Genomic DNA, 22,355 nt, shown 5'->3' on the forward strand with positions numbered 1-22,355 from the left:
TACTTTATTTTACTGTTTTTGCAGCCTAATATATTTTCTTTTTCCGACCTGAATTATCATTCCATCTGCTACTTTAACCTGCCGGTGAATATCCTCTACCTTCATTTCATTTATGCGAACACCGCCATTTTGAATCATCTTGCGCGCTTCACTTTTGGATGATTGCAACCCTAAGTTCACCAGCAAGTCAAGGATCGGAACTTCTGTTTCTCCATTCCAAATAACAATTGGAATATCTTCAGGAAGTGAACCTCTTTGGAAAATTGCCCTGAAGTTCGCTTCTGCCTTCTCAGATGCCTCTTCGCCATGGTAGATCCGGACAATCGTTTTGGCTAATAGCATTTTGGCATCCCTGGGATGAAGCGTTCCTTCTTGAAGTTGTATTTTGATTTGATTTTTTTGTTCTAATGGGAGATCTGTGACCAAATCAAAATACTTTGAAAGCAATTCATCTGGAATTGACATCGTTTTTCCGTACATTTCATTTGGAGCCTCGTCTACGCCGATGTAATTGTTTTTGGATTTGGACATTTTATCGACGCCATCAAGACCCTCCAGTAATGGAAGAAGAACAACGACTTGCTTCTCTTTACGAAAGTGTTCCTGAAGATGCCGCCCCATCAGAACATTAAAATGCTGGTCTGTCCCGCCCAGTTCCACATCACTTTGGAGTACCACTGAATCATAGCCTTGCATTAACGGGTAGAAAAACTCGTGCAGAGAAATAGGTTTTCCAGTTGCTAGCCTTTCAGAAAAGTCATTCCGTTCCAGCAGACGGGCAACCGTTATGCTGGCTGATAACTGAATCACATCTGCTAATTGAAGCTCTGAGAGCCACTTAGAATTGTAATGGAGCTCTACTTTTTCCATGTCCAGCACTTTACTAAACTGTTCAAAATATGTTTTTGCATTATGTTTTACTTCTTCATCCGTTAGTTGTTTTCTTGCAGCAGATTTACCTGTTGGATCTCCGATTTTCCCGGTAAAATCCCCAATAATTAACTGGATTATATGTCCATTCTCCTGAAATTGCTTCAGTTTATTTAGGACTACTGTATGGCCAAGATGAACATCTGGTGCAGTTGGGTCTAATCCGAGTTTTATTCTTAAAGGACGTTTTTCTACTAGTGACTGGGCAATTTTGCACTTCAGCTCCACCGCTGGTATAATCTCATGAACTCCGTTTTTGTATATCTCAAACTGCCGTTCAACTTCTTTTTTTTGCTGATGAGACAACTGTTCAAAAAAATGACTCAATGTTTCTCTCCTCCATTTCGATAAAATAAAAAAACGCCCCTAAAAAAGGGACGTGGAAAACGCGGTACCACCCTAACTTGAAGAGACACTCTTCCGCTTAGGTCTATAACGGTTCGGCCGTTCCTTGCTACTAAAGTTCACAAGGAAAGTTCAAGGAGGTAATTCGCTTTTATCTTTGGACTGATTTTCACCAACCATCAGCTCTCTAAACCAGGGAGATAAAAAACTACTGAATCCTGTCATTACTTTATTCAATATTTCGTATTTTGTATATTCTATCCAAGTCGGAATTTAATTTCAATACTTACTTTTATTATTTTTTTGTTATTGAACGCTATACCGAGAGCAAATTCCCTCCTAGCGACTGAGCCGCCAACCAGTTAATATTTTATGTTTAAAACATGTTAGCTTTACTAAGGCGTTCTTCACTGAAGAGTTACTCCAAAGAACAGCCTCTAATTTCTGTTCTTTTTTCATAATCAGCCTTTTAATAATCGGTTTATTTTGTTACATTAATCTGTTCATTCTTTAATTTATCCAAGCCACTTGTAAGAGCAACAAAACCTCTTATTGTAAATAAAGTAAAATTTACGCTTGCAAAAGTATGCAGTGGCGACCATTTTTTCCATTCAAATAAACCGGTGTATCTTTCGAATAACCATTGACCTAAACTCATCGGAACACTAAATATCAAACTTTTCAGGAGAATCATACCCAATTTATCATTACTTGATATTTTCACCCATATTACGCTTAAAAGCGGAAAGAACAGCATGTCATATATAATGTTGGTATTAAAAGTTTTTGGAAAAGGACGGCAGGGATACGAAATTTTTTTTGACCCTACAACATAAGCGTCTATCAGTGTTGACAATACCCCTTTAGAAAAGAATATGAGCAGATTTTCCCTCATTTTTGAACCTCTAAATAAAAAAGGAAAAGCAACAATACATAGACTGTTAACAGACTTAGAAGTTTTTTCTCCAATTTAAGTGCATCCTTTCTAAAACCATATTATTTTTTTATAACTTTTCTTAAGCAATATTAAGTTCCTTTTTTTCTTGTAAAAATTTTGCAGAAAATACCTACTTATTGATATTCTTATGTTTACCCTTGGTTTAACTTTTTACCAAAAAAACTAATTAGAAGTTTTCCAATTAGTTTTATCTGATTACTAAATTTCATTTACACATTGCCATAAACAATTATAACGTTGATTCTATAGGGATTTTTCTTCTTATTGAATATATGTTCTCTTCTTATCTCTCTTCAGAACACGTACGTCTACAGGAGGCAAGCTTTCTTCTAATTCTCTAGTTCAAAAAAGTAGTTTTTGATCATTACTCATTGTTCTTTAACTCAGGCTACTAATTTTAAAAAAACACCCCTTTAGACAGGTATGTCCAAAGGGGTAGATAGCACAATTTAATGACAAATATTTTAAAAGTGCTTTTTCAATAAGTATATAGAATAAAAGTAAAGCCTTCGTGATTAATCTCGATTGTGAAAAAATAAGAAAAGTGCATTCCTTTTTATTGGTTACGCCTTGTTTTAATGATGACTATGCCAGCCTTTTGATGGATTGGTAATAACCATTTCCTCTTTCGGCACGTAAAAGTACTGAATCCAAACTCCATCAAGATAATCATCACGTTTATCGAGAAGAACATCAATATCCTTGTCGGTATGTACGATTTCATCGTGCTCAGTAGGCGTATCTAACTTAATGTCATAATGTGCATGATCGCCATGATGATGCGTTACATACACCCGGATCATTTTACCCTCTGCTTCTTCGCTTTCAAGCATTTTTTTCAACACTTTGGCAGCGTTACGATTAATTTTGCATTTCATATTCCAATTCTCCTATTCTGACGCTTTGATCACTTCTATAACAAAAACCATTATTCCCTAATACCGCGTCATTTATAGCCTGATTGCTCTATTTGGCAAATGCGGGCATGTGAAAAAATTGTATCTATTTGTCATAAGGATGTCTAGCAAAATGCTTCATGAATTAAAATCATGTAAAAATTAAATAAGTCATGGTTTGTCCACGCGCCTGCATACATTCTAGTATGGAGGGATCAAGATGAATACATATTTATCTATAACTAAATTACTTCGATATTTAATTGCCTATGTTTTTATAACATCCGGGGTTATGAAATTATGGAGCGAAGAACTAGAAAACGTTTTTAATAGCTTGCCGCTGCCCTTCCCCGCTCAGGTTATGTATACAGTGGCTTGTACTGAAATCATCTGCGGACTATTGATTGCCTTAAATAAAAGAGTCAAATCGGCAACAATCCCTTTAATTATGATTATGATTGGAGCACTTCTATTAACAAAGGTTCCTGCTTTGCACACAGACCTGATCCAATTTGCCTTCCATGCAAGATTGGATGTTGTGATGTTAGGATTGCTTTTTATACTCTATAAGAAGTATTAATTGTTCTTGATCCAACATTTCTGATGGAAATAGGTATATTTTCGCTTACCGGGATAGTGATTTATTCAATTTTCCCTTCTTTAAATTAGTGTAACTAAATTTATGGTTCATGGTTGAAATGTACACTCCTATGATTACCATTACCATGCCGACAAGTTGTTGCCAGGTAATGACAGATCCGTAGAAGAGTAAAGCAATCCATGCTGCATTAATAGGCACTAAGTTCATATACATACTTGACTTACTAGCACCAATTTGATGGATACCTTTGTTCCAAAGGAAAAAAGCGACCACGGTTGAACAAACGATCATAAATAGCATCTCGATCCAGGATTGCCCAGACATATGAAGGACTTTTCCCCATCCCCCTTCAAAAAGGGACCAAATAGCAAGGAAACATGAACCAAACAGCGTTGTTATGGCTGTCGTAAAAAGTGGGGAAGCTCCTTTCATCACACTTTTTCCAATTAAGCCGTGCGTGACCCAAGATATAAGACCAGCCACAAACAATAGATCTCCCTCATTAAAAGTGAGTGAAGCTATTGTTTTAAACGTCCCTTTAAATATAACGATCAAAACGCCAATAAGTGATAATAATAGTCCTAATCCAAGACGTCTATTCCACGATTCATTAAAAAATAAAACCGCCCCAAGTGTTACAAAAACGGGGGTAGTTGCCATAATTAATGATCCATTTATAGCCGAGGTGTAATCAAGAGCCATAAAGAAAAAAGCATTATATCCGAAAATGCCGGTAAGAGCCATCATCAATAAACCCGGCCATTGTTTTTTTAAAACATCCATCTTCCATTCAGATCTCAGCACAGCTATTGCAAATAAAATTAAGCCTGCCGAGCCAAATCGTAAAGTAGCTGCAGTAATAGGGGGAATTTCGGTAATTACATGCTTTGCAGCCCCAAATGCACCTCCCCAAAATAAAGGAACAAGCAACAGTAAAAAATAAATACTGACTTTATTTTTGTCTTGTGACCGCATCCTCCCATCTCCCTTAGTTATGATTTTCTGATCTTATTGCATACCGACAAACCACCATTTTCAACTTCAGATGATTTACAGCAGGTGATAAACCTCATTCATCGGCCTAAGCCAATTTTGTTCCATTATGGATTTAGCCAACTGTGGATTACGATTACTAAAAGCCTGCAGCAAAATTTCATGTTCCTGTAACGAATCTTTCTTGTGAGTTAGCTCTTTATTTAAAAATACATATTTGAAGCGTCTAATGTGCAGCTGTAAGATCGAAGAAAAATGAGAAATATAAGAGTTATCCGCAATATCAATAATAAGATTGTGAAATTCCTCGTCATATTCCATTGCCTTGAAAGGCTGTTTACTTATGATTGCCTCTTCATACCGTTTATTAATGTCTTTTAATTTTTCAACTTGATCTAAACTGATGATTTTAGCCGCCTCTTCCGCTGCCAAAGCTTGTAATGAAGCAAGTGGCGGATATATCTTCAGTACATCCTGCTTTTTAATCATCGTCACACGTGTTTCTCTTCCTGGATACGTTTCAATAAAACCTTGAACCTCAAGCAGTTGCAGTGCTTCTCGGGTCGGAGTCCGACTTATCCCAAGAGCTTGCGCGATTTCCATGTCATATATCTTCTCACCGGGTTCAAGCGTTCCATCAATAATCCAACGCTGCAATTGATTAAACGCTCTTTCCTTTGCCGACATCCGAACTGGCGAGGAGAAATTTTCCGGTATAGGCATTTCATCCACCTCATAATTATTTGATTTATCAGAAATATATCGCATATATATTTATATGTCAATTAAAGAATGGCAATGTTGGATATTCCTGCATAATTATTTCCTCATGTCACATACTTAATTTATCTACTCTAGCTAAGGTGAAGATAACAATGATTTTTTTTCGGAGGCCAATAAAAAAATTAAAAAAACCATTTGCAGCTTCCTTCCAAACCTCTCTGCATTCTGCAAACGTTCCTCAGTTGTATGATAAAATTGCAGAAATTAAAAAGTTGTTTAATGAAGAATCAGATTTAGTTGTGAAGCATTTCATTCATAAACAAACACAAAGCTCCGCTGCCCTTGTCTTTTTAAATTCGCTGAACGATCAAGAGGCTATACATGCTCATATTTTAACTCCTCTATTATTTGGATTTAACCAAGCAAACAAAAACCAAGATTCAGCTGTATCCATAGGTCAAATAGAAACAACTGAATCTTGGTCAAAAATAAAAAGTGCGATTTCAGAGGGAAACAGTGTCTTATTTACAGGAGAAATGAAGGAAGTCTTTATCTTTAGCGCCCAAAACTTTCCTCAAAGAACGATTGAAAATTCCCATGTTGGGGCTTCATTAAGAAGTGCTTATCAGGGTTTCACAGAAATTAATTAGATATGTCGAGAACATCGTAAATTGTTATTAAAAGTAATAGATCAAAAAATCATGTTGGAATATTATTAGAGAGTACGCTTGGATTTTTCACCAAGCATTTTTTAATGTTAAATTTACTGTTAATTCTGCGGCTATGGAATTAAAAAAGTTTTCAATTACGAAACCCTATCTCCTAAACCAATCCGCATTCTCATCCATATGCAGGAATGGAATATCCGTATCAACCTCACCCAGGATTTTGTCAATCTCTAAGTCCTCTCCCGCTAACCATTTGGTAAAATCGAATTCAATTGGTTCTTGGTCTCCACCTAATGCGAACCAGGCCTTCATTTCCCTTGGAAGGTAACCCGATGTATGGATGGTACCTGCCCAGCTTCCGTATAAATCGGAAAATATTCCTTTATCGGTATCGTTCAATAAACGAAAAGCATCAGCAGCATTCGATAGGTATTCCCGTTGTTCTTGTAAAATGGTTAACCGACGTTTTGAATCTGTAAGGTGATTTCGATTTTCATGGGTCATGATTTCAAAATGATTGGTACAGGCATTCGTTCTCCGGACTTCGACTCCTCGGGGTGAAGCTTCGACCGCATACGTTTTACCGGTTTTATCAAATACCACATACGTAAATGAGTTACGATGCGGAATTTCTTTTAACATTGCCACTGCTTCGTCTACATTCGCACAAACTTCTAAGATGATGCGTCCGATCATACAGCAAATAAAGCCGTCTCCAGGATTCTTACGGTGCATGAAATTATAGCCTAGGGCCAGTCCCTTTTCATTCATTCCATCCATTCTCCCCGTTATGCGCTGGCTGGGGCCGATGATGGCATAGCCTTGGTCGGTTGGCTGAAATAGAATATATCGCCCCTCATACGTCTTTGGGTGGTAGTCATAATTGCGGATTAAGTAATTGTCCCCGGTCAAAATCGAGCAGCCTGACTTAACATAGTTGATCCGATAGCCACCGAACTCCTGCAGTACCTTTTCCATCGGCCACTCTAGCGCAGCATGGAGACCAAGGAGCTCCTCCCATATACCAGGAGCAAATCGGGTAATAGCATTTTTAACCTCTTCCATATCAACCGTAAACCGTGGTTTTCTTACTTTCCACTGATTATCACGATTTATAACAGTATGTGTATCCTTTAGTCTTTTCCCCTGCATAAAACCAAAATCATAATGAGTACCGCGAAATTGGATGATTTCGCTGTATATTTGTTTCACGAATGATCCCTCTTTTTCTAGGTGACTTTTATTCTAGGATAATAGAAAGTAACGTAAAAATACAGGATTGGGCCTTTTGCAAATAGGTTTTCAGTCATTAAAAGCAGACTGAGCGATTTTTTGAAAACTGGAAAATGTTATAAATCTAAAATTTTTGTTAACTATTTTATTAAAATAATGTATAATCCACTATGGAAGCACAAATGTACATTATAGGAGGACATCATGAAGAAAGTAGGACTTCTTCCCCGTATTGTTATTGCTATTATTCTTGGTATTATTGTCGGCAAGGTTGCTCCAGATTGGGCGATTCAAACCTTTGCAACATTTAATGGGTTATTCGGTAACTTTTTAAGCTTTGTGATTCCGTTGATTATCATTGGTTTTATTGCACCAGGAATTGGACAGTTAGGGCAGGGTGCTGGGAAAATGCTCGGAATTACAACTGGTTTAGCTTATGTATCTACCATTCTGGCTGGCCTTCTTGCTTTTTTTGCAGCTTCTCTAATTTATCCAAACATTTTACAAGAAGAAGCATCACTTGGAAGTTTTGCAAGTCCTGAAGAGGCGTTGCTCTCGCCATTTTTCACAGTAGATATGCCACCGTTAATGGGTGTTATGACAGCTTTATTGACTGCATTTTTACTGGGATTAGGGGTTACTTTTATAAAGGGCGATACACTAACAACACTTTTGGTAGAGTTTCGTGAAATTATAGAAAAGGTGATTTCAGCTGTCATTATCCCGCTTCTGCCTATTCATATCTTTGGGATTCTCGCAAATATGACAAACGGCGGTCAGGTCGAAACGATATTGTCAGTCTTTGCGAAAGTATTTGTGATGATCATTGCTCTTCATATTCTGATGCTCATCATTCAATATACAACAGGTGGAGTAGTAGCCCGCAGAAATCCTTTTGCCCTATTAAAAGGCATGATGCCTGCATACTTTACAGCTCTTGGAACTCAGAGCTCTGCTTCCACCATTCCAGTTACATTAAGACAGGCTAAAAAAATTGGAGTGCGTGAAAAAGTAGCAGACTTTACGGTTCCATTACTGGCTACGATCCATTTATCAGGTAGTACTATTACTCTTGTCAGCTGTTCCATGGCAATTATGTTCCTGACAGGAGACACCCCTGCATTAGGCTCCTATTTCCCATTCATTCTAATGCTGGGAATTACCATGATCGCTGCTCCAGGTGTGCCTGGCGGGGCTGTAATGGCGGCACTCGGGTTATTAGAAACGATGCTTGGATTTGATCAAACCTTATTAACGCTTATGATTGCTTTATATCTTGCACAGGATAGCTTCGGTACGGCTACGAACGTAACAGGCGACGGTGCTTTGTCCGTCTTAGTCGATAAGATGAATAAAGAGCGGTCCTCTAACAAGGTTTCTCAGGTGAAGGCAGGTTAAACGATAAAAGGGTCAATCTCAATTGAGGTTGGCCCTTTGGTAATTCTGCGCATCAACAAGCTCTTGTAATAGTAGGAAAAGAGACTATCCGGTAAGATGCCAATAAAAAGAACTGTCAGAAATGGCATTCCCTTCTTCAAATAACCACCTCAATTTCTCCAATAACCGTACGTATTATTTGCCTAATACTATATTCTATTTAATGGAATTTTTTTACCTTTTACAAGTAGCATTAGTTCGTTTATCTTGCCAAACACAAATAAAAATAACCCTCCGTACCAACCGGAACGAAGGGTTACTTTTTTAGCAGCGACACCTTTACGAACAGCAGCCTTAGGCAGTCATGCATTTGATTAAACCTACTCAGAGATCGATTCACCTGCACTATTCATTAACTCATATTGACGGAGCCTTAGTTCAAACAAAGTGATGGGATCCCGGTAAATTTCAGGATTTTTCCGTATTTTGTTTAGACTATCTTTATTTCTAGTAATGTGATCATCTGCTTCCATTATCGCTCTATTTAGAGCTTCAAACGGACTCTTATAAAACATATTTATATCCCTTGCTATAGACATCTCGAATAACTCTAACTGCTGTATAAAAGGATTAATAATAGATTGTACTGTTTGACTATAGTCCGTGCTTTGAATGAAATTTTTATAGATATTTTGGAGTTTCTCTTTATTCTTTGATAATTGACCTAACAGTTTTCCTACGCTTTTCAAAACCAATTGAGAAGGAGTGGAACGCATTATTATATTCGCATTATCGAGATGTACAATTCCTCTCGTCAACCGATTAATGTCTCTCCTCCAGTCATCCAGTACCTTAAAGTCACAATCCAATGTAATCTTTTCTTCACGGTATAGCTTATTAATACTCTCACTCATTTCATTTAAGAAGGTTTGAGAATCTTTTAAAGCATCCTCACATTCACTAACCCAGCCTTGAATAGCATCATGAAAATGATGTATAGCTGTTTCTTCCATATAATCAGCAATCCGCTTATTCATTTCTTCATTGATTTCGATATGGATTTTACCAAAGTCACTGTCTTCCTTTACAAGATCCGAACAATTTCGAAGCAACTCAGGTATCTTTATCATCAAAGTCTGGCTGAATTCATCTTTAATATTGCGAAATGACTTTGTAATAGCTTGAGCCTTTTCTTCTTCCATGTCACTCAACTGATGATGAATACCGTTAAGTCTGGCTAAAAGCTCTTCGTTCCATTGAATTTTGTCTATTAATGCCTTTTCCATTTCTACCCGTTTTTCAAGCAGAAACTCAATCACCTTTCTAATAATAGACAGGATTTTGGAGGTACGCAGCTCTTCCACCTTAAACTCTCTAATAAGAGAATCAAAGTGTTCACCTACTAACATGCCTTCTTTCTCGGCCCAATTCTTAATAGATTCATAAAGTCTTAATCCCTCTTCTATACCAATATCATAATGGCTAGCCATATTCAGCAAATTTTTCGCCTGGCCAACCAAAGATGCATCCAGATCAGTTGGAAAAACTTCACGCCATGCTAGTACGGCTGATGAAGAAATCAGGGAATTTGAAGGTGATGAAACTTTCATCCAATTCATTAAATGATTAGGGATTAGATCTGAAAAGTCTCTTATTAAAAACTTTCCGCTTATTAGTTCAAAATACGTTTCCTTATATAAGTCTGGCAGCTTCTTCCATATATAATTCGTTTCCAAATCAACCTCTAGAAGAAGATCGTTTATCTCTCTTAGCCATAAAAAAAACAAATTAGTCTGTTTGTAACTATTCCACAATAATGCAGCAAGGCTTTCAAAACGAAACTGATCGAGACTTGATAAAGTTCTCAAGGCTTCTTTAAAATAGTTTGGCTCCATGTTTACTGTAATCTTTCGTTCCACATACTCTTCTAAAACCTTAAACCATGAAAGTGACTCTGTTCGAATTGCCTCATTCACAGCAAGCTCTACAGCGTTGTCCCAATCCTTGCATTCCTCAAAGAACGTCCGAGCCAGATCTGTCACACCAGAATAATCTGGATTTAAGTTCACCGCATTCTTGATGAATTCGACTGCTTTCTCACGTTTGCCGAGTTTTATGTTTAATGAAAATAGCTGCAGCAGGACTTCTGTTTGTAAAATAACCGAATCGGTATTTACTGACCTGTAATAGTCTTCAGCAATTGCGAGCAAATCCATTTCATAATGGGCATCTGCAATATTCTTCAGTGCCCATGGTTTTAATTCATTTTCAACATTTTCCCATTTAAAAATGGCTGCTTCATAATCTTTATTCAGGAAATAAACCTCGCCTTGGCAAAAGCGGATAGAGGAAAAATCGGGCATTTCTTTTTTCTTCTCATCCATGTACATTTCACCCAAAATCTGAATTGGGTGACCTTTTTTATGTCCTTCTATGAAGTGTTCATAGTAGGATTTTTGAACCAGTTCCTTCTCTAAGTTCATCTTAATCCCTCGCAGTACTATATTAGAAGTATATGTAGAATTTCGAAACTAAAACAATTTTATTCTATAAAACTTCGCTAAATGATAGTGACAGCTATTGCAATTCATCATTCCCTATAATAATCGAAGAAACATTGAATTTTATGACGGTAACAGTTTGAATCTGACTGTCACCAACCCGAAGTTTGTTAGAGTTACAGGAGAAATTCTATATAAAAAGAGCCCGCAAAAAAAGGGGACAGTTCTCTCGTTTTTCATTTTTTTGTTAAAAAATGAGGAACAAGAACCGTCCCTATTTATGCCATTGGCTAAGTGGTGATGACTGACTATTTTAAAACTAACTTCGCAACACACTCTACATGTGCCGTCTGCGGAAACATATCGACCGGCTGCATATACTCAATTTTATATGATTTACTTAACACATCGATATCCTTCGCAAGTGTCGATGGATTACAGGAAACATACACAAATGTTTTCGGTTTGACCTGCAGTATAGTTTTCAGTAAGGCTTGGTCACATCCCGTACGCGGCGGATCGACTACAATCACATCTGGCTTCCATCCTTCTGTTACCCACTTCGGTAAAATCTGTTCCGCTTTTCCAACCTCGTAGGAGATATTCTTGATCCCTTGGATCTCGGAATTTCTTTTGGCATCCTCGATTCCTTCGGCAATGACGTCCATGCCCCTAACTTCCCCTGCTTTACCAGCTAGCCATATTCCGATCGTCCCCACGCCACAGTATGTATCCACAACCTTTTCCTTCCCGGTTAAATCAGCTGCTTTTTCCACCTCTTTGTACAGCTTTCTCGTTTGGTATGGATTCAGCTGAAAAAAGGCACGGGCTGAAAGCTCATAGGTGTAAACGTCTAATTGCTCCTGGATTGCTTCTTTTCCTCTGAGATGCCTTGTTTTTTCTCCAAAGATCAGAGAGGTCTTTTTAGGATTGCTGTTATGCTGAATCGAAGTTACTTCAGGTAAACGTTTTTGAATTTCATCTGCAATTGCTTTTTCTCGTGGTAATTCTTTCGTTGCGGTCACAATCACGACCTGTACCTCTCCGGATTCAACCCCAATCCTTGTAACGATTGTTTTGACACTCCCTTTTCGGGAACGTTCATCATAGACTGGAATATGTAAGTCCGCAAGAATCTGTTTGACAGTGCCAGTCACTTTATTCGTGAGAGGATGCTGGACAATGCACTCTCCAATATCAATCAGCTTATGGCTATCCATACTGTACAAACCGGCGATGATCTTTCCATCCCTCATTCCCACTTGAAACTGGCTCTTATTCCGGTAATGCCAAGGGTTCTCCATGCCAATGGTTGGACGGATATCTATATTTTCCGTTGGGATTTTTGTATACCTTTCAAGGGATTGTATGACCAGGTCTCGTTTATGGCCAAGCTGATCCTCGTAATTCAAATGCTGAAGCTGACAGCCTCCGCAAAGCTCATACACCTTGCAGGGAGGCATCACCCGCGAAGGCGACTTCTTTCTGATTTTACGAATCTCGGCTTCCGCAAATCGTTCGTGAATTTTAGTAGCCTTTGCGACAATTTCTTCACCCGGCAGAGCACCGGGAACGAAGACAGCACCTTTTTTGAAGTATCCGATACCTTCTCCGTTAATACCAAGCTTCTTGATTGTTAACGGAAAGGTTTCTCCCGCTTTTAAGGCCATCTGAGTTTTATTAGCTGGATGCTGCTTTTTTCTTGTTTGTGCCACTTTCGATACTCCTCCATAGATAGAGAGAAGCATAAGTCATGTAAGGCTTCCATGCTTCTTTCCATCGGTCCATTTCCTCATAGGTAGGCTTTCGGTCCATATTATACAGTTGCTTAAGGGCATTTTGCAGCCCAATATCTGCTGCAGGAAAAAGGTTTGGCCTTCCGAGCCCGAACAATAGGAAATTTTCTGCCGTCCACTTTCCAATGCCTCTTATTTTGATTAATGTGCTGGTGATCTCTTCATCGTTTTTATCCTGCAGCATATGTAAATCTAATTCACCAGAAGCAATCAGCTTGGAAACCCCAATCACATATTCCGCTTTGCGAGTGCTAAACTGCAGTTCCCTTAACTCTTCCACTGTTAAATTCGCGACAGTTTCTGGAGACGGATAGAATAAAACTCCATCAATTTTTTCACCATAGGTCTCAACAAATCGTTTCGTTAATGTAAAAGCAAAAGCCATATTTAACTGCTGGTGAATAATGCACTTGATTATACAAGAATACAGGCCAAAATCAAGCACAAGCGGTGTCCCTTTATGTTTTTCAAAAATAGGGGCTAAATCGGTATTGAGGAAGTGCTGATGAACTTGTTCCATATTGGTATTCCATTGGAATAAACGTTCCACTTCCTTTTTAACGGCTTCGGCAGTTGTTCCTGCTTTCTCCTCAAAAGTTAGTTGAAATTCGGGATGCTCCATGGTGCCGATTGCTTTTACTGTAACAGGAATATTGGCTTGTTGAAGATATACAGGAATTTTAATTTCTCGGTTATTGAGGTCCACATTGTTTAACGGGTCAAGTGCCAGCCTTTGCAGGATCCCATCAAAATGATACGGTCCTTGAATCTTTTCCTTTATTTGAACCATCTCTGTTATCTCCGATCGATTAATTTGTGCCCATTATAGCACAAATGTTCGATGCCGAGAATCGTTTTCGATTTAACTTTTCCAGTGCCACAATTTTACAGTTGCGCGAATCGACCCTATTGTTGCGCGTATTTTTCAATTCTTGCGCGCATTCGTTTTAAAGTTGCGCGTATTTTTAAAAAGTTGCGCGCAAAATCAGAGTCTAGCAACGATCACTTATTCCAGTGATTCCTACATTATTCACAGTAAAAATGGATAAAAAACCATTCAAATTAACAAAATTCCGGTTAACTGGTTCCCTAATAACCGGCATTTCATTAATTCCATATAAAAATTTCTTCAAACATCATAAAAGCTGCGAGAGACTCCTTAACCTAAGCCTCTTAAAATGAGTTCATCATATATAAATCATCGAGACTTTTAAAGGTATAGCCCTGTTTTTTCAAATCTTGTATCACTTTTTGCAGCGCATCGGCATTGTCCTTTGAAACCGTATGAAGAAGTATAATCGCACCTGGATGAATTTGTTTCATGATGGAATCATAAGCATATCTCCAGCCTTTTTGCTGATTCACATTCCAGTCCACAAATGCGAGTGACCAAAAAATATGAAAGTACCCTTCTTCTCTTGCCACTTTCAAAGACCGCTCACTAAATACGCCGCGTGGAGGCCGTAAATAGTTCATATGTCTTTGGCCAGTGATTTTGGCAACCTCATCTTTTACATATTTTAATTCTCTTCTGATCTGGTCATCAGAAATTTGGGTGAAATCAGGATGAGAATTGGAGTGGTTGCCTACAATGTGGCCTTCATTGACCATTCTTTTTAAAAGCTCAGGTTCGGTTCGAATATAATGTCCGGTCACAAAAAAAGTAGCCGGTACATTTTCTTCCTTTAATACGTTCAATACTTTTTCAGTATAGCCGTTTTCATAACCGTTATCGAAAGTTAAATATAAAACTTTCCGATTTCCTGGCCCTTTATAAATAGCATCATATTTTTCTAAAAGCTCATTGTATTTCTTGCCGGCATCAGGCGGTTCGCCATTTGTGGCTCTTTTGAATCCCCAGCCAATCGACTGATTGGAAACCGCAAAAGTTGTTTGGCTCAATCCCAGCATCAATGCCATTATGAGTACTGCGATTTTTTTAAATAAGCTCATCATATTCCCCCCAGAAACGTTTTTGCTTAGTTTCCGCTTGGGAAAAATGTTCAATGCAATGGCTTTGCTGCCAATTATGACCTTATTAGAGCTGTTTTTCCAAGTTTTTTTACGTTGTGCCCTCGTATTTCCGAACTCAGACTTCTTTAAAAGAACTCAGCATGGTTTAAACGAACTTAAAGATTGGTTAACCGAACTCAGATCGATTTTCAACGAACTCAGATCCGGTTAAACGAACTTAGATACTCTTTAAACGAACTGATAACTAGTTAACTGAACTCAGACACCCTTCAAAGAAACTCACATCAGGTTAAACGAACAAAGAACCTGTTTAACCGAACTTAGTACAGAAACAAACTAAAAAACCGACCCAAGCCAGGGTCGGTTATCTAGCCACACTTTTATTTAAAAACAGGATCTTTAAATTGAGCCAATTTTTCAAGTGAGGATTTATCTACATCACGGTGCAGGCTATTGCCGTGGGAATCCATGGTTACAACCGCTGTGAAGCCTTCTACACGCAGATGCCACATGGCTTCCGGAATCCCAAATTGCATGAGGTCAACGCCTTCAACCGATTTTATACAATCTGCATAGTATTGGGCAGCCCCGCCGATTGCATTTAAATAAACGCCGCCGTGCTCTTGTAATGCTGCCAATGTTTTGGGTCCCATACCGCCTTTTCCGATAACCGCGCGGATACCGAATTTTTTCATAATATCGCCTTGATAAGGTTCCTCACGGATACTGGTTGTTGGACCAGCTGCTTTAACCTGCCAGTTTCCATCTTCATCTTTTAGCATAACGGGTCCGCAGTGATAAATCACTTGGCCATTTAAATCCACAGGCGCATCGTTATCCATTAAATACTTATGGATGGCGTCACGACCTGTGTACATCATTCCGTTAATTTGTACAACATCGCCTACTTTAAGGGAACGGATTTTTTCTTCTGTAATTGGAGCTTCTAATGTGATTACTTGCGGAGCAGCTTCTGCAGCTGCAGCTACCTCTGTTTCAGCCGTTTCGTTAAACTCAACCTTTTCGCCTTCTTGGTATAGCCATTCTGAGATTTCTCCCGTTTCCGAAGAAATTAAAACTCCTAAGCGTCTGTATGCCCAGCAATTATACGCTACTGATACAAAGAAGCTTGCCGGAATTCGGTTCATGACCCCAATTTTACAGCCAAGCAGTGTCGTTTCACCGCCAAAGCCCATTGTCCCAATTCCAAGTTCATTTGCGTGCTCCATGATATACTCTTCCAATTTGCGAAGATCTTCATTTGGATTCACATCGTCTACACTGCGGAATAATTGATCTTTTGCTAATTCATATCCAGAAGTGCGGTCTCCGCCAATCCCAACGCCGATGAAGCCAGCACTGCAGCCCTGCCCTTGTGCCTGATAGACAGAGTGTAAAATACATTTGCGGATGCCGTCCAAGTCTCTTCCTGCTCGTCCAAGTCCTTCTAATTCACAAGGAAGACTGTATTGAATATTTTTATTTTCACAGCCGCCGCCTTTTAAAATTAAACGAACATCGATGTAATCTTTTTCCCATTGTTCAAATTTGATAACAGGCGTGCCATATCCAAGGTTATCCCCGCTGTTTTTGCCAGTAAGGGAATCAACAGAGTTAGGACGCAGCTTTCCGTTTTCTGTAGCCTGTGCAATCGCAGCATAAATTGCATCTTTCATGCGAAGCTGATTTACTCCGACTGGCGTCTTAATTTTAAAAGTAGGCAATCCTGTATCCTGACAAATTGGAGATACATTTTCATCTGCCATTTGAATATTATTCGTAATCGTAGCTAAACTCATCGCAGCGCGCGTTCCTGCGTTTTCTAATGATTTGGCTTTGCGAATCGCGCGGCGAACATCTTTTGGAAGGTTTGTAGATGTTTCGACAATCAATTGATAGATACTCTCTTGAAGTTTCTCTAAATTCATCTTTTATGTTCCCCCTCAGGCAACTAAGCCGTTTAATAACGCTTTCAATTATACCCGTTTTTCACTTATTTTTGAATAAAACATTTTACTCTTTTAAAGCAATTCAGGATAAAAAATAGAAGTAAGAGAACAATATAAAATTGAAATTGGAATAATCTTTTTTGAAAGGGGTTTTACATAAGTGGCTGAATTAGCAGATAGAGTCATCATTGTAACAGGCGGAGCCAGCGGAATCGGGAAAGAAACCGTCTTACAGCTTTCTGAAAAAGGGGCAACGGTTGTAGTAGCAGACTATAATGAAGATGCTGCCAAAGATGTTGTGAGTCAGATTGAATCCAACGGGGGTAAAGCTGCATCCTACAAAGTTGATGTATCCAAAGCCGAGCAGGTCAAAGGGATGATTGAATGGACCGCTGACAAATTCGGGACGTTAAATGGAATCTTTAATAATGCCGGAATTGGTTTGGTAAAACCTTTCTTAGAAATGGATCCGGAATCCTATCATCGTGTTATTGATGTCGATCAGCATAGTGTCTATTACGGGATGTATTATGCAGCCAAAAAAATGGTGGAGCTTAAGGTGCAGGGTACCATCGTAAACACCGCGTCTATTTACGGATTCAGAGCAGCCCTTGGAAGCTTTAATTATAATGCGGCCAAAGCTGCTGTCGTGATGATGTCAAAATCAGGTGCCTTAGAATTAGCTGATTACGGCATACGGGTAGTCGGTGTTGCACCTGGTTTTATCGATACTCCGATTTTAGGAGAAAATGAGGAAATGAAAAAAGGTCTGGCATCCCTCCATTTGCGCGGTAAACTGATTGATCCGAAAAAGGTAGCGAGTGTTGTGACATTCTTATTTACAGACGCTGCAAGTGCAATCAATGGTTCCACCGTCCCAGTTGATGATGGGTTTCTTGCTTATAAAACAAAAAAAGGATAAAGACAAACGGTGTAAAGCGATTGTTCTCGTTTTACACCATTTTTATTGTGACGAATCACTATTTTACTTGCTGAAGTTTTACCTCCATATCCTCAATTATCGCTAATAAGCGATCAATATCCTCTATTTCCGTTTCCTCAGGGTCGATATTTTCTAATGTTTCTAAAAACAGATGAAGCCTTTGTTTCAACAATTGAATGGGTTCGTCTTTTTGAGTGCTATTTGTCAAGAAGCTCTCTCCTTTCACCGATTTTCTTATCACTTTTATCATAAATCGTGATGCAGTTCCCGTAAGGATTACGCTGTCCTTTTTTATGAACATCTTTATTTTTCGTCATCACCCATTGACATATCCAATATAGATGCAATAATAACGATTGGAATAAAAAAGGAGCATGAAAAAGATGATAGACATAAAAAATGTACCGGTGAAAAAAACTATATCACCGAAACACGACCCATGGGAAGCTTATTTAGACTTAGTTGAGCACGGGGATTTAACTTTATCCAACATTGAATTTACAACAACAACTCTTTGTAATATGAGATGTGCTCACTGCGCGGTCGGTTATACCTTACAAACGAAAGATCCGCAGGCACTTCCATTAGATTTGCTTTTACATAGACTCGATGAAATACCACATTTGCGGGCAATCAGCATAACGGGCGGGGAGCCAATGCTTTCCTTAAAATCCTTGAAAAATTATGTCTTGCCCTTGCTTGAATATGCACATCAGCGCGGGGTATACACACAGCTGAATTCCAATTTAACACTGGATTTTTCTCGATACGAACCCATCATACCTTATCTCGATGTACTTCATATTTCGCATAACTGGGGTACTGTCGATGAGTTTGTTGATACTGGTTTTGCCATGATGGAGAAGAAGCCGACAAGGGAGCAGCGTGCTAAACTTTTCACCACTATGATTGAAAATAGCAGACGTCTTGCTGAAGCAGGAGTTTTCGTATCTGCCGAGACTATGCTAAATAAAAAAACGGTTCCTTATTTAGAGAAGATTCACAAGCAGGTTGTTGAAGAGATGAAGTGCGCGAGACATGAAATTCACCCTATGTACTCCGTAGACTACGCTTCATCGTTGGAAGCTTTATCTTTGGATGAGATGAAAGCAGCCATTCGTCACTTGCTTGATGTCAGGGATCCTTCTGTATGGATGCTTTTTGGAACTTTGCCATTCTATCCATGTCATGCCGATGAAGCCGATTTGCAATTGTATAAACGGTTATTGGAGGATCCGATGATTACAGTAAGGAATGACCCTGATGGCCGCTCCCGCTTAAATGTTAATATTTTTTCTGGAGAAGTTATTGTAACTGATTTTGGGGATGTTCCCTCATTTGGTCATATTCAAACTGATTCCTTACCTGACCTGTATCAAAAATGGAGAAACGAATCCGTTTCAAAGCAACTGCTCTGTCACTGTCCATCCGTGAGCTGCTTAGGTCCTAATGTTCTGGTTAAAAACATGTACTACCAAGACGTCGATTTTACTTCAAAACAATCTCAAATTTAATATCGTAAAACAAAAAAACCGGGAAAAATATACCCGGTTTTCTTTTTAAAACCCGTTTTATTTAGGAACTTCGGATGCGACGAAGGAGAAGGAGAGATGGTCTTGAACCGGTATCCAGGCTCCAATCCCTTGAGTTGTAACGTTTTTGACGACGATTTGCCGTTTGCTTCCTTTAAGAGTGATGTATACTTCACCGTAGGTTACTTTTCCCTTTTCATTGATCGCTGGGGCATACGCATATAAGTAACCAAGCCGTTTAGGAGGGATATTGTATATATGATCCTTTTTGGTTCCTGCCCCTACAATTGTTTCAAATGCAAGCGGAAGCTGTGTTTTTTCCGCTGCTTTTAACATCATCATTTTCATAACATCATCCGCATTGGAAACCTTTGCTGTTAAGCCGCCCCTTACTACTTTTTGGGCTTCCTGAACATAGTGGATTTGATAAGGCGTTCTTCCGCCTCTATTATCATAATAATTGGTATTAATCTTTTGGTATTCCCAATTTGGAGAAGTTTCGGTTGATTCATAATACAATGGCCATTCACCGAGATAAATCGTTGCTCTCAGTCCAAGCGCAAAAGGTGTTTTATTTACTGACGATTCATTTAACATTCGGATTAAATTTGGATTTTCAATCCGAACTTTCGATGAATTCAATAGGCTTTCCGTAAAATCGCTTGGCTGCAAATGAGGCAAATCCTGTGTTGGATTTGGATACGTGTTTTCTTTCGTAATATTTAAGACAGAATTGGGAATCTGATATAATTGCTCTGATTTTTTTTCAGCGACCGCTGTTCCCATTGTACCAATCAGCAAAAAGACAGTAATGAAAGCCATACATATTTTTTTCAAAGAAGTTCTACTCCTTTCATACTCACTAGTATTCCCCCCTATTTTTTTCGTTGTGCCTTCGGATTATCCATCCTAATAAAAAATCGGATATATTTTGTAACGATGTTGTAATATTTAGAATATTTACAACTATCTGATTCTGTTTTATAATAATCCTAACTTTAATCAAAGGAGGGCTAGCGGCACACGAGACAACATGACCCAAGGGGGGATGCATGACTAACTTTAGTGCGAGTGCTTCAACCTTTCATGCAAAAACTTGTTCGTTTGCTTTCCGATAGTTAAAGAATTATCAATGAAACATGGATTTCGTTTCAAGTAAGATAAAAAATTCAAGACCCCCGAGTCTGTTTGCGGGGGTCTTATTATTTGTTTTTTTAAGAAAAGATTTCAAAGCTCTCTGTGATGTTGATGCTGTCTTTAACAGACTGATACATCGCACAATTCTTTTTGGTTATATCTAAAATCTTTTCCATGGCGGCCTGATTAACATCACCTTCAATTTCAAAATGCAAATGAATATCCGTAATTCGGTTTGCCTCGTTAGCATTCCTTTTTACCTCTGCCCTAACTTTCAGACCATCAACCTTCATTCTTTTTTTCTCCAGGATCCTTTGCAATACACCGCCGCTGCAGACTGCAATAGAGGAGACTAGAAGCTGAAATGGGCGGAACCCCTTAGTCTCATCAGAGGACACATGTAATTCCCCATATGGAAGTTCCGTCATAAAGCCTCCAGCTTTTTTTAAGATAAACTCCATTCTCCCACACCTTTCTTTTTACTTGATTTTACTCGGCAGTATTTCTCTTGCCAAGTTCGGCAATTCGGATTACCATCAGTATGTTACCTAAATTATGAAACAGAGGATTTGCGTTATGAAATCAGATCAATTCCGCTTCTGGGTGTTGATAAGTATTGTTGGGATTTCAGGCTTCAGTCAGGGAATGCTTCTCCCGTTAATCGCGATTATTTTTGAAAATGAAGGGGTTTCCTCCAGCCTAAATGGTTTAAATGCCATGGGACTCTATATTGGAATACTGCTGATCAGCCCTTTTATGGAGCAGCCGCTTCGAAAATATGGCTATAAACCAGTGATTATTTTGGGAGGACTGCTCGTCTTTGTATCATTGGCCCTTTTTCCATTGTGGACATCCTTTTGGTTTTGGTTTATTTTGCGTCTTTTGATCGGAATTGGAGATCATGCTCTGCATTTTGCAACACAGACCTGGATTACATCTTTCTCGAATCCAGCCAAACGCGGCCGTAATATTTCTCTTTATGGTTTATTTTTTGGCATAGGCTTTGCTGTGGGACCATTAATGACTCCATTAGTGAATTTCAATCAGTCACTTCCCTTTATTGTATCTTCTATTCTATGTTTACTTGCCTGGATCTTTGTGTTCGCTTTGAAAAATGATTATCCGGAGCAAACGATAGAGGTTCATTCTTTACGAGTTACGCTAAAGCGGTTTGGCCATGCCATCAAATATGCGTGGGTTGCGCTCTTACCTCCGCTCGGATACGGCTTTTTAGAATCCTCCTTGAATGGAAGCTTTCCGGTCTACGGATTACGGATTGGCATCGATGTGTCCAGTATTTCAGTTCTTTTAGCAGCGTTTGCGATTGGGGCCATCGTGTTTCAGCTTCCGCTTGGGATTATGAGTGACAAATGGGGCAGAAAAAGGATCTTAACATTTGTACTGCTTTTTGGATTTATCAGCTTTACTATGGCCAGTTTTCTCGAGGATTCTGTATTTGCTTTAACTATCTGCTTATTTGTAGCTGGTATGCTTGTGGGATCCACCTTTTCACTCGGAATCAGTTTTATGGCAGATATTACGCCCAGACATTTATTGCCGACGGGGAATTTGTTATGCGGTATCGCGTTTAGCATAGGAAGTCTTGCCGGTCCCTACATTGGCGGAACCTTTATTCAATTCTTCGAAAATAGTAGCTTCTTTTTAATAATTAGCGCTATGTTACTTGTTATGTTTCTTGTCATTCTGTTATTTGGAAATAAAGCGCATGAACAGGAAAAGGGTCAGACCCCGTAAAATAAACGGGGGAACTGACCCTTTAAATACGTATGAAGATCTAG

The 22,355-nt window shown here is 38.8% G+C and carries 20 protein-coding genes and 1 other annotated feature; of the genes, 6 read left to right on the plus strand and 14 right to left on the minus strand.

Features of this window, described 5'->3' with window-relative positions; translation table 11 throughout:
• Window positions 1–9: 9 nt before the first annotated feature.
• The 3 genes from tyrS to MLE14_RS14805 all read right to left on the minus strand — a co-directional run bounded on the left by tyrS (window position 10) and on the right by MLE14_RS14805 (window position 3,111).
• On the minus strand, window positions 10–1,257 hold the full coding sequence (tyrS, locus tag MLE14_RS14795; RefSeq protein WP_243299191.1) for a tyrosine--tRNA ligase: 1,248 nt from the start codon (window positions 1,255–1,257) through the stop codon (window positions 10–12).
• 43 nt (window positions 1,258–1,300) lie between these two features.
• Window positions 1,301–1,509, minus strand: a binding site (T-box leader).
• A 247-nt stretch (window positions 1,510–1,756) separates the two neighbouring features.
• Window positions 1,757–2,170, minus strand: coding sequence for a CBO0543 family protein (locus MLE14_RS14800; RefSeq protein ID WP_243299192.1), 414 nt, complete (start codon window positions 2,168–2,170; stop codon window positions 1,757–1,759).
• A 638-nt stretch (window positions 2,171–2,808) separates the two neighbouring features.
• A complete protein-coding gene (locus MLE14_RS14805; RefSeq protein WP_243299193.1) occupies window positions 2,809–3,111 on the minus strand; it encodes an iron-sulfur cluster assembly accessory protein in 303 nt (100 codons plus the stop codon).
• Between the two features lie 238 nt (window positions 3,112–3,349).
• Between MLE14_RS14805 and MLE14_RS14810 the strand changes: the two genes are divergently transcribed.
• Window positions 3,350–3,709 carry a DoxX family protein gene (locus MLE14_RS14810; protein ID WP_243299194.1) on the plus strand — a complete coding sequence of 120 codons (360 nt, stop codon included), beginning with the start codon at window positions 3,350–3,352 and terminating at the stop codon, window positions 3,707–3,709.
• Between the two features lie 45 nt (window positions 3,710–3,754).
• Here MLE14_RS14810 and MLE14_RS14815 read toward each other — a convergent pair whose 3' ends face one another.
• Both MLE14_RS14815 and MLE14_RS14820 read right to left on the minus strand, forming a co-directional pair.
• A complete protein-coding gene (locus MLE14_RS14815; RefSeq protein ID WP_243299195.1) occupies window positions 3,755–4,705 on the minus strand; it encodes a DMT family transporter in 951 nt (316 codons plus the stop codon).
• A gap of 75 nt (window positions 4,706–4,780) precedes the next feature.
• Window positions 4,781–5,446, minus strand: coding sequence for a GntR family transcriptional regulator (locus MLE14_RS14820; RefSeq protein ID WP_243299196.1), 666 nt, complete (start codon window positions 5,444–5,446; stop codon window positions 4,781–4,783).
• 152 nt (window positions 5,447–5,598) lie between these two features.
• Here MLE14_RS14820 and MLE14_RS14825 point away from each other — a divergent pair, with 152 nt between their 5' ends.
• A complete protein-coding gene (locus MLE14_RS14825; protein WP_243299197.1) occupies window positions 5,599–6,096 on the plus strand; it encodes a spore germination protein in 498 nt (165 codons plus the stop codon).
• Between the two features lie 165 nt (window positions 6,097–6,261).
• Here MLE14_RS14825 and MLE14_RS14830 read toward each other — a convergent pair whose 3' ends face one another.
• Window positions 6,262–7,326, minus strand: a complete 1,065-nt coding sequence (locus MLE14_RS14830) for a C45 family autoproteolytic acyltransferase/hydolase (RefSeq protein ID WP_243299198.1) — start codon at window positions 7,324–7,326, stop codon at window positions 6,262–6,264.
• Window positions 7,327–7,551: 225 nt separating this feature from the next.
• On the opposite strand from MLE14_RS14830, the gene MLE14_RS14835 reads away from it, so the two are divergent.
• Window positions 7,552–8,745 carry a dicarboxylate/amino acid:cation symporter gene (locus tag MLE14_RS14835; protein WP_243299199.1) on the plus strand — a complete coding sequence of 398 codons (1,194 nt, stop codon included), beginning with the start codon at window positions 7,552–7,554 and terminating at the stop codon, window positions 8,743–8,745.
• A gap of 359 nt (window positions 8,746–9,104) precedes the next feature.
• Here MLE14_RS14835 and MLE14_RS14840 read toward each other — a convergent pair whose 3' ends face one another.
• The 5 genes from MLE14_RS14840 to MLE14_RS14860 all read right to left on the minus strand — a co-directional run bounded on the left by MLE14_RS14840 (window position 9,105) and on the right by MLE14_RS14860 (window position 16,923).
• Window positions 9,105–11,207, minus strand: coding sequence for a tetratricopeptide repeat protein (locus MLE14_RS14840; RefSeq protein ID WP_243299200.1), 2,103 nt, complete (start codon window positions 11,205–11,207; stop codon window positions 9,105–9,107).
• A 326-nt stretch (window positions 11,208–11,533) separates the two neighbouring features.
• Window positions 11,534–12,895, minus strand: coding sequence for a 23S rRNA (uracil(1939)-C(5))-methyltransferase RlmD (rlmD, locus tag MLE14_RS14845; protein WP_243299226.1), 1,362 nt, complete (start codon window positions 12,893–12,895; stop codon window positions 11,534–11,536).
• Window positions 12,896–12,905: 10 nt separating this feature from the next.
• Window positions 12,906–13,811: a DNA-3-methyladenine glycosylase family protein gene (locus MLE14_RS14850; protein WP_243299201.1), complete on the minus strand. Its 906-nt coding sequence runs from the start codon at window positions 13,809–13,811 to the stop codon at window positions 12,906–12,908.
• A gap of 383 nt (window positions 13,812–14,194) precedes the next feature.
• Window positions 14,195–14,941, minus strand: coding sequence for a delta-lactam-biosynthetic de-N-acetylase (gene pdaA / locus MLE14_RS14855; RefSeq protein ID WP_243299227.1), 747 nt, complete (start codon window positions 14,939–14,941; stop codon window positions 14,195–14,197).
• 434 nt (window positions 14,942–15,375) lie between these two features.
• Window positions 15,376–16,923: a fumarate hydratase gene (locus tag MLE14_RS14860; protein WP_243299202.1), complete on the minus strand. Its 1,548-nt coding sequence runs from the start codon at window positions 16,921–16,923 to the stop codon at window positions 15,376–15,378.
• Between the two features lie 181 nt (window positions 16,924–17,104).
• Here MLE14_RS14860 and MLE14_RS14865 point away from each other — a divergent pair, with 181 nt between their 5' ends.
• A complete protein-coding gene (locus MLE14_RS14865) occupies window positions 17,105–17,866 on the plus strand; it encodes an SDR family NAD(P)-dependent oxidoreductase (RefSeq protein WP_243299203.1) in 762 nt (253 codons plus the stop codon).
• 58 nt (window positions 17,867–17,924) lie between these two features.
• Here the strand turns inward: MLE14_RS14865 and MLE14_RS14870 are convergent, their stop codons facing one another.
• Complete coding sequence (locus tag MLE14_RS14870; RefSeq protein WP_243299204.1) at window positions 17,925–18,095, minus strand: SE1561 family protein; 171 nt, start codon at window positions 18,093–18,095, stop codon at window positions 17,925–17,927.
• A gap of 175 nt (window positions 18,096–18,270) precedes the next feature.
• On the opposite strand from MLE14_RS14870, the gene yfkAB reads away from it, so the two are divergent.
• Window positions 18,271–19,401: a radical SAM/CxCxxxxC motif protein YfkAB gene (gene yfkAB, locus MLE14_RS14875; protein WP_243299205.1), complete on the plus strand. Its 1,131-nt coding sequence runs from the start codon at window positions 18,271–18,273 to the stop codon at window positions 19,399–19,401.
• Window positions 19,402–19,458: 57 nt separating this feature from the next.
• Here the strand turns inward: yfkAB and MLE14_RS14880 are convergent, their stop codons facing one another.
• Together MLE14_RS14880 and MLE14_RS14885 are read right to left on the minus strand one after the other, a co-directional pair.
• Complete coding sequence (locus MLE14_RS14880; RefSeq protein ID WP_243299228.1) at window positions 19,459–20,205, minus strand: YfkD famly protein; 747 nt, start codon at window positions 20,203–20,205, stop codon at window positions 19,459–19,461.
• 428 nt (window positions 20,206–20,633) lie between these two features.
• On the minus strand, window positions 20,634–21,017 hold the full coding sequence (locus MLE14_RS14885; RefSeq protein ID WP_243299206.1) for an OsmC family protein: 384 nt from the start codon (window positions 21,015–21,017) through the stop codon (window positions 20,634–20,636).
• A 115-nt stretch (window positions 21,018–21,132) separates the two neighbouring features.
• Here MLE14_RS14885 and MLE14_RS14890 point away from each other — a divergent pair, with 115 nt between their 5' ends.
• Window positions 21,133–22,311, plus strand: coding sequence for an MFS transporter (locus MLE14_RS14890; protein WP_243299207.1), 1,179 nt, complete (start codon window positions 21,133–21,135; stop codon window positions 22,309–22,311).
• The last annotated feature ends 44 nt before the right edge of the window (window positions 22,312–22,355 follow it).

Source organism: Bacillus litorisediminis (genome assembly GCF_022808645.1).
GTDB classification, from domain to species: Bacteria; Bacillota; Bacilli; order Bacillales; family JC228; genus Bacillus_BF; species Bacillus_BF litorisediminis.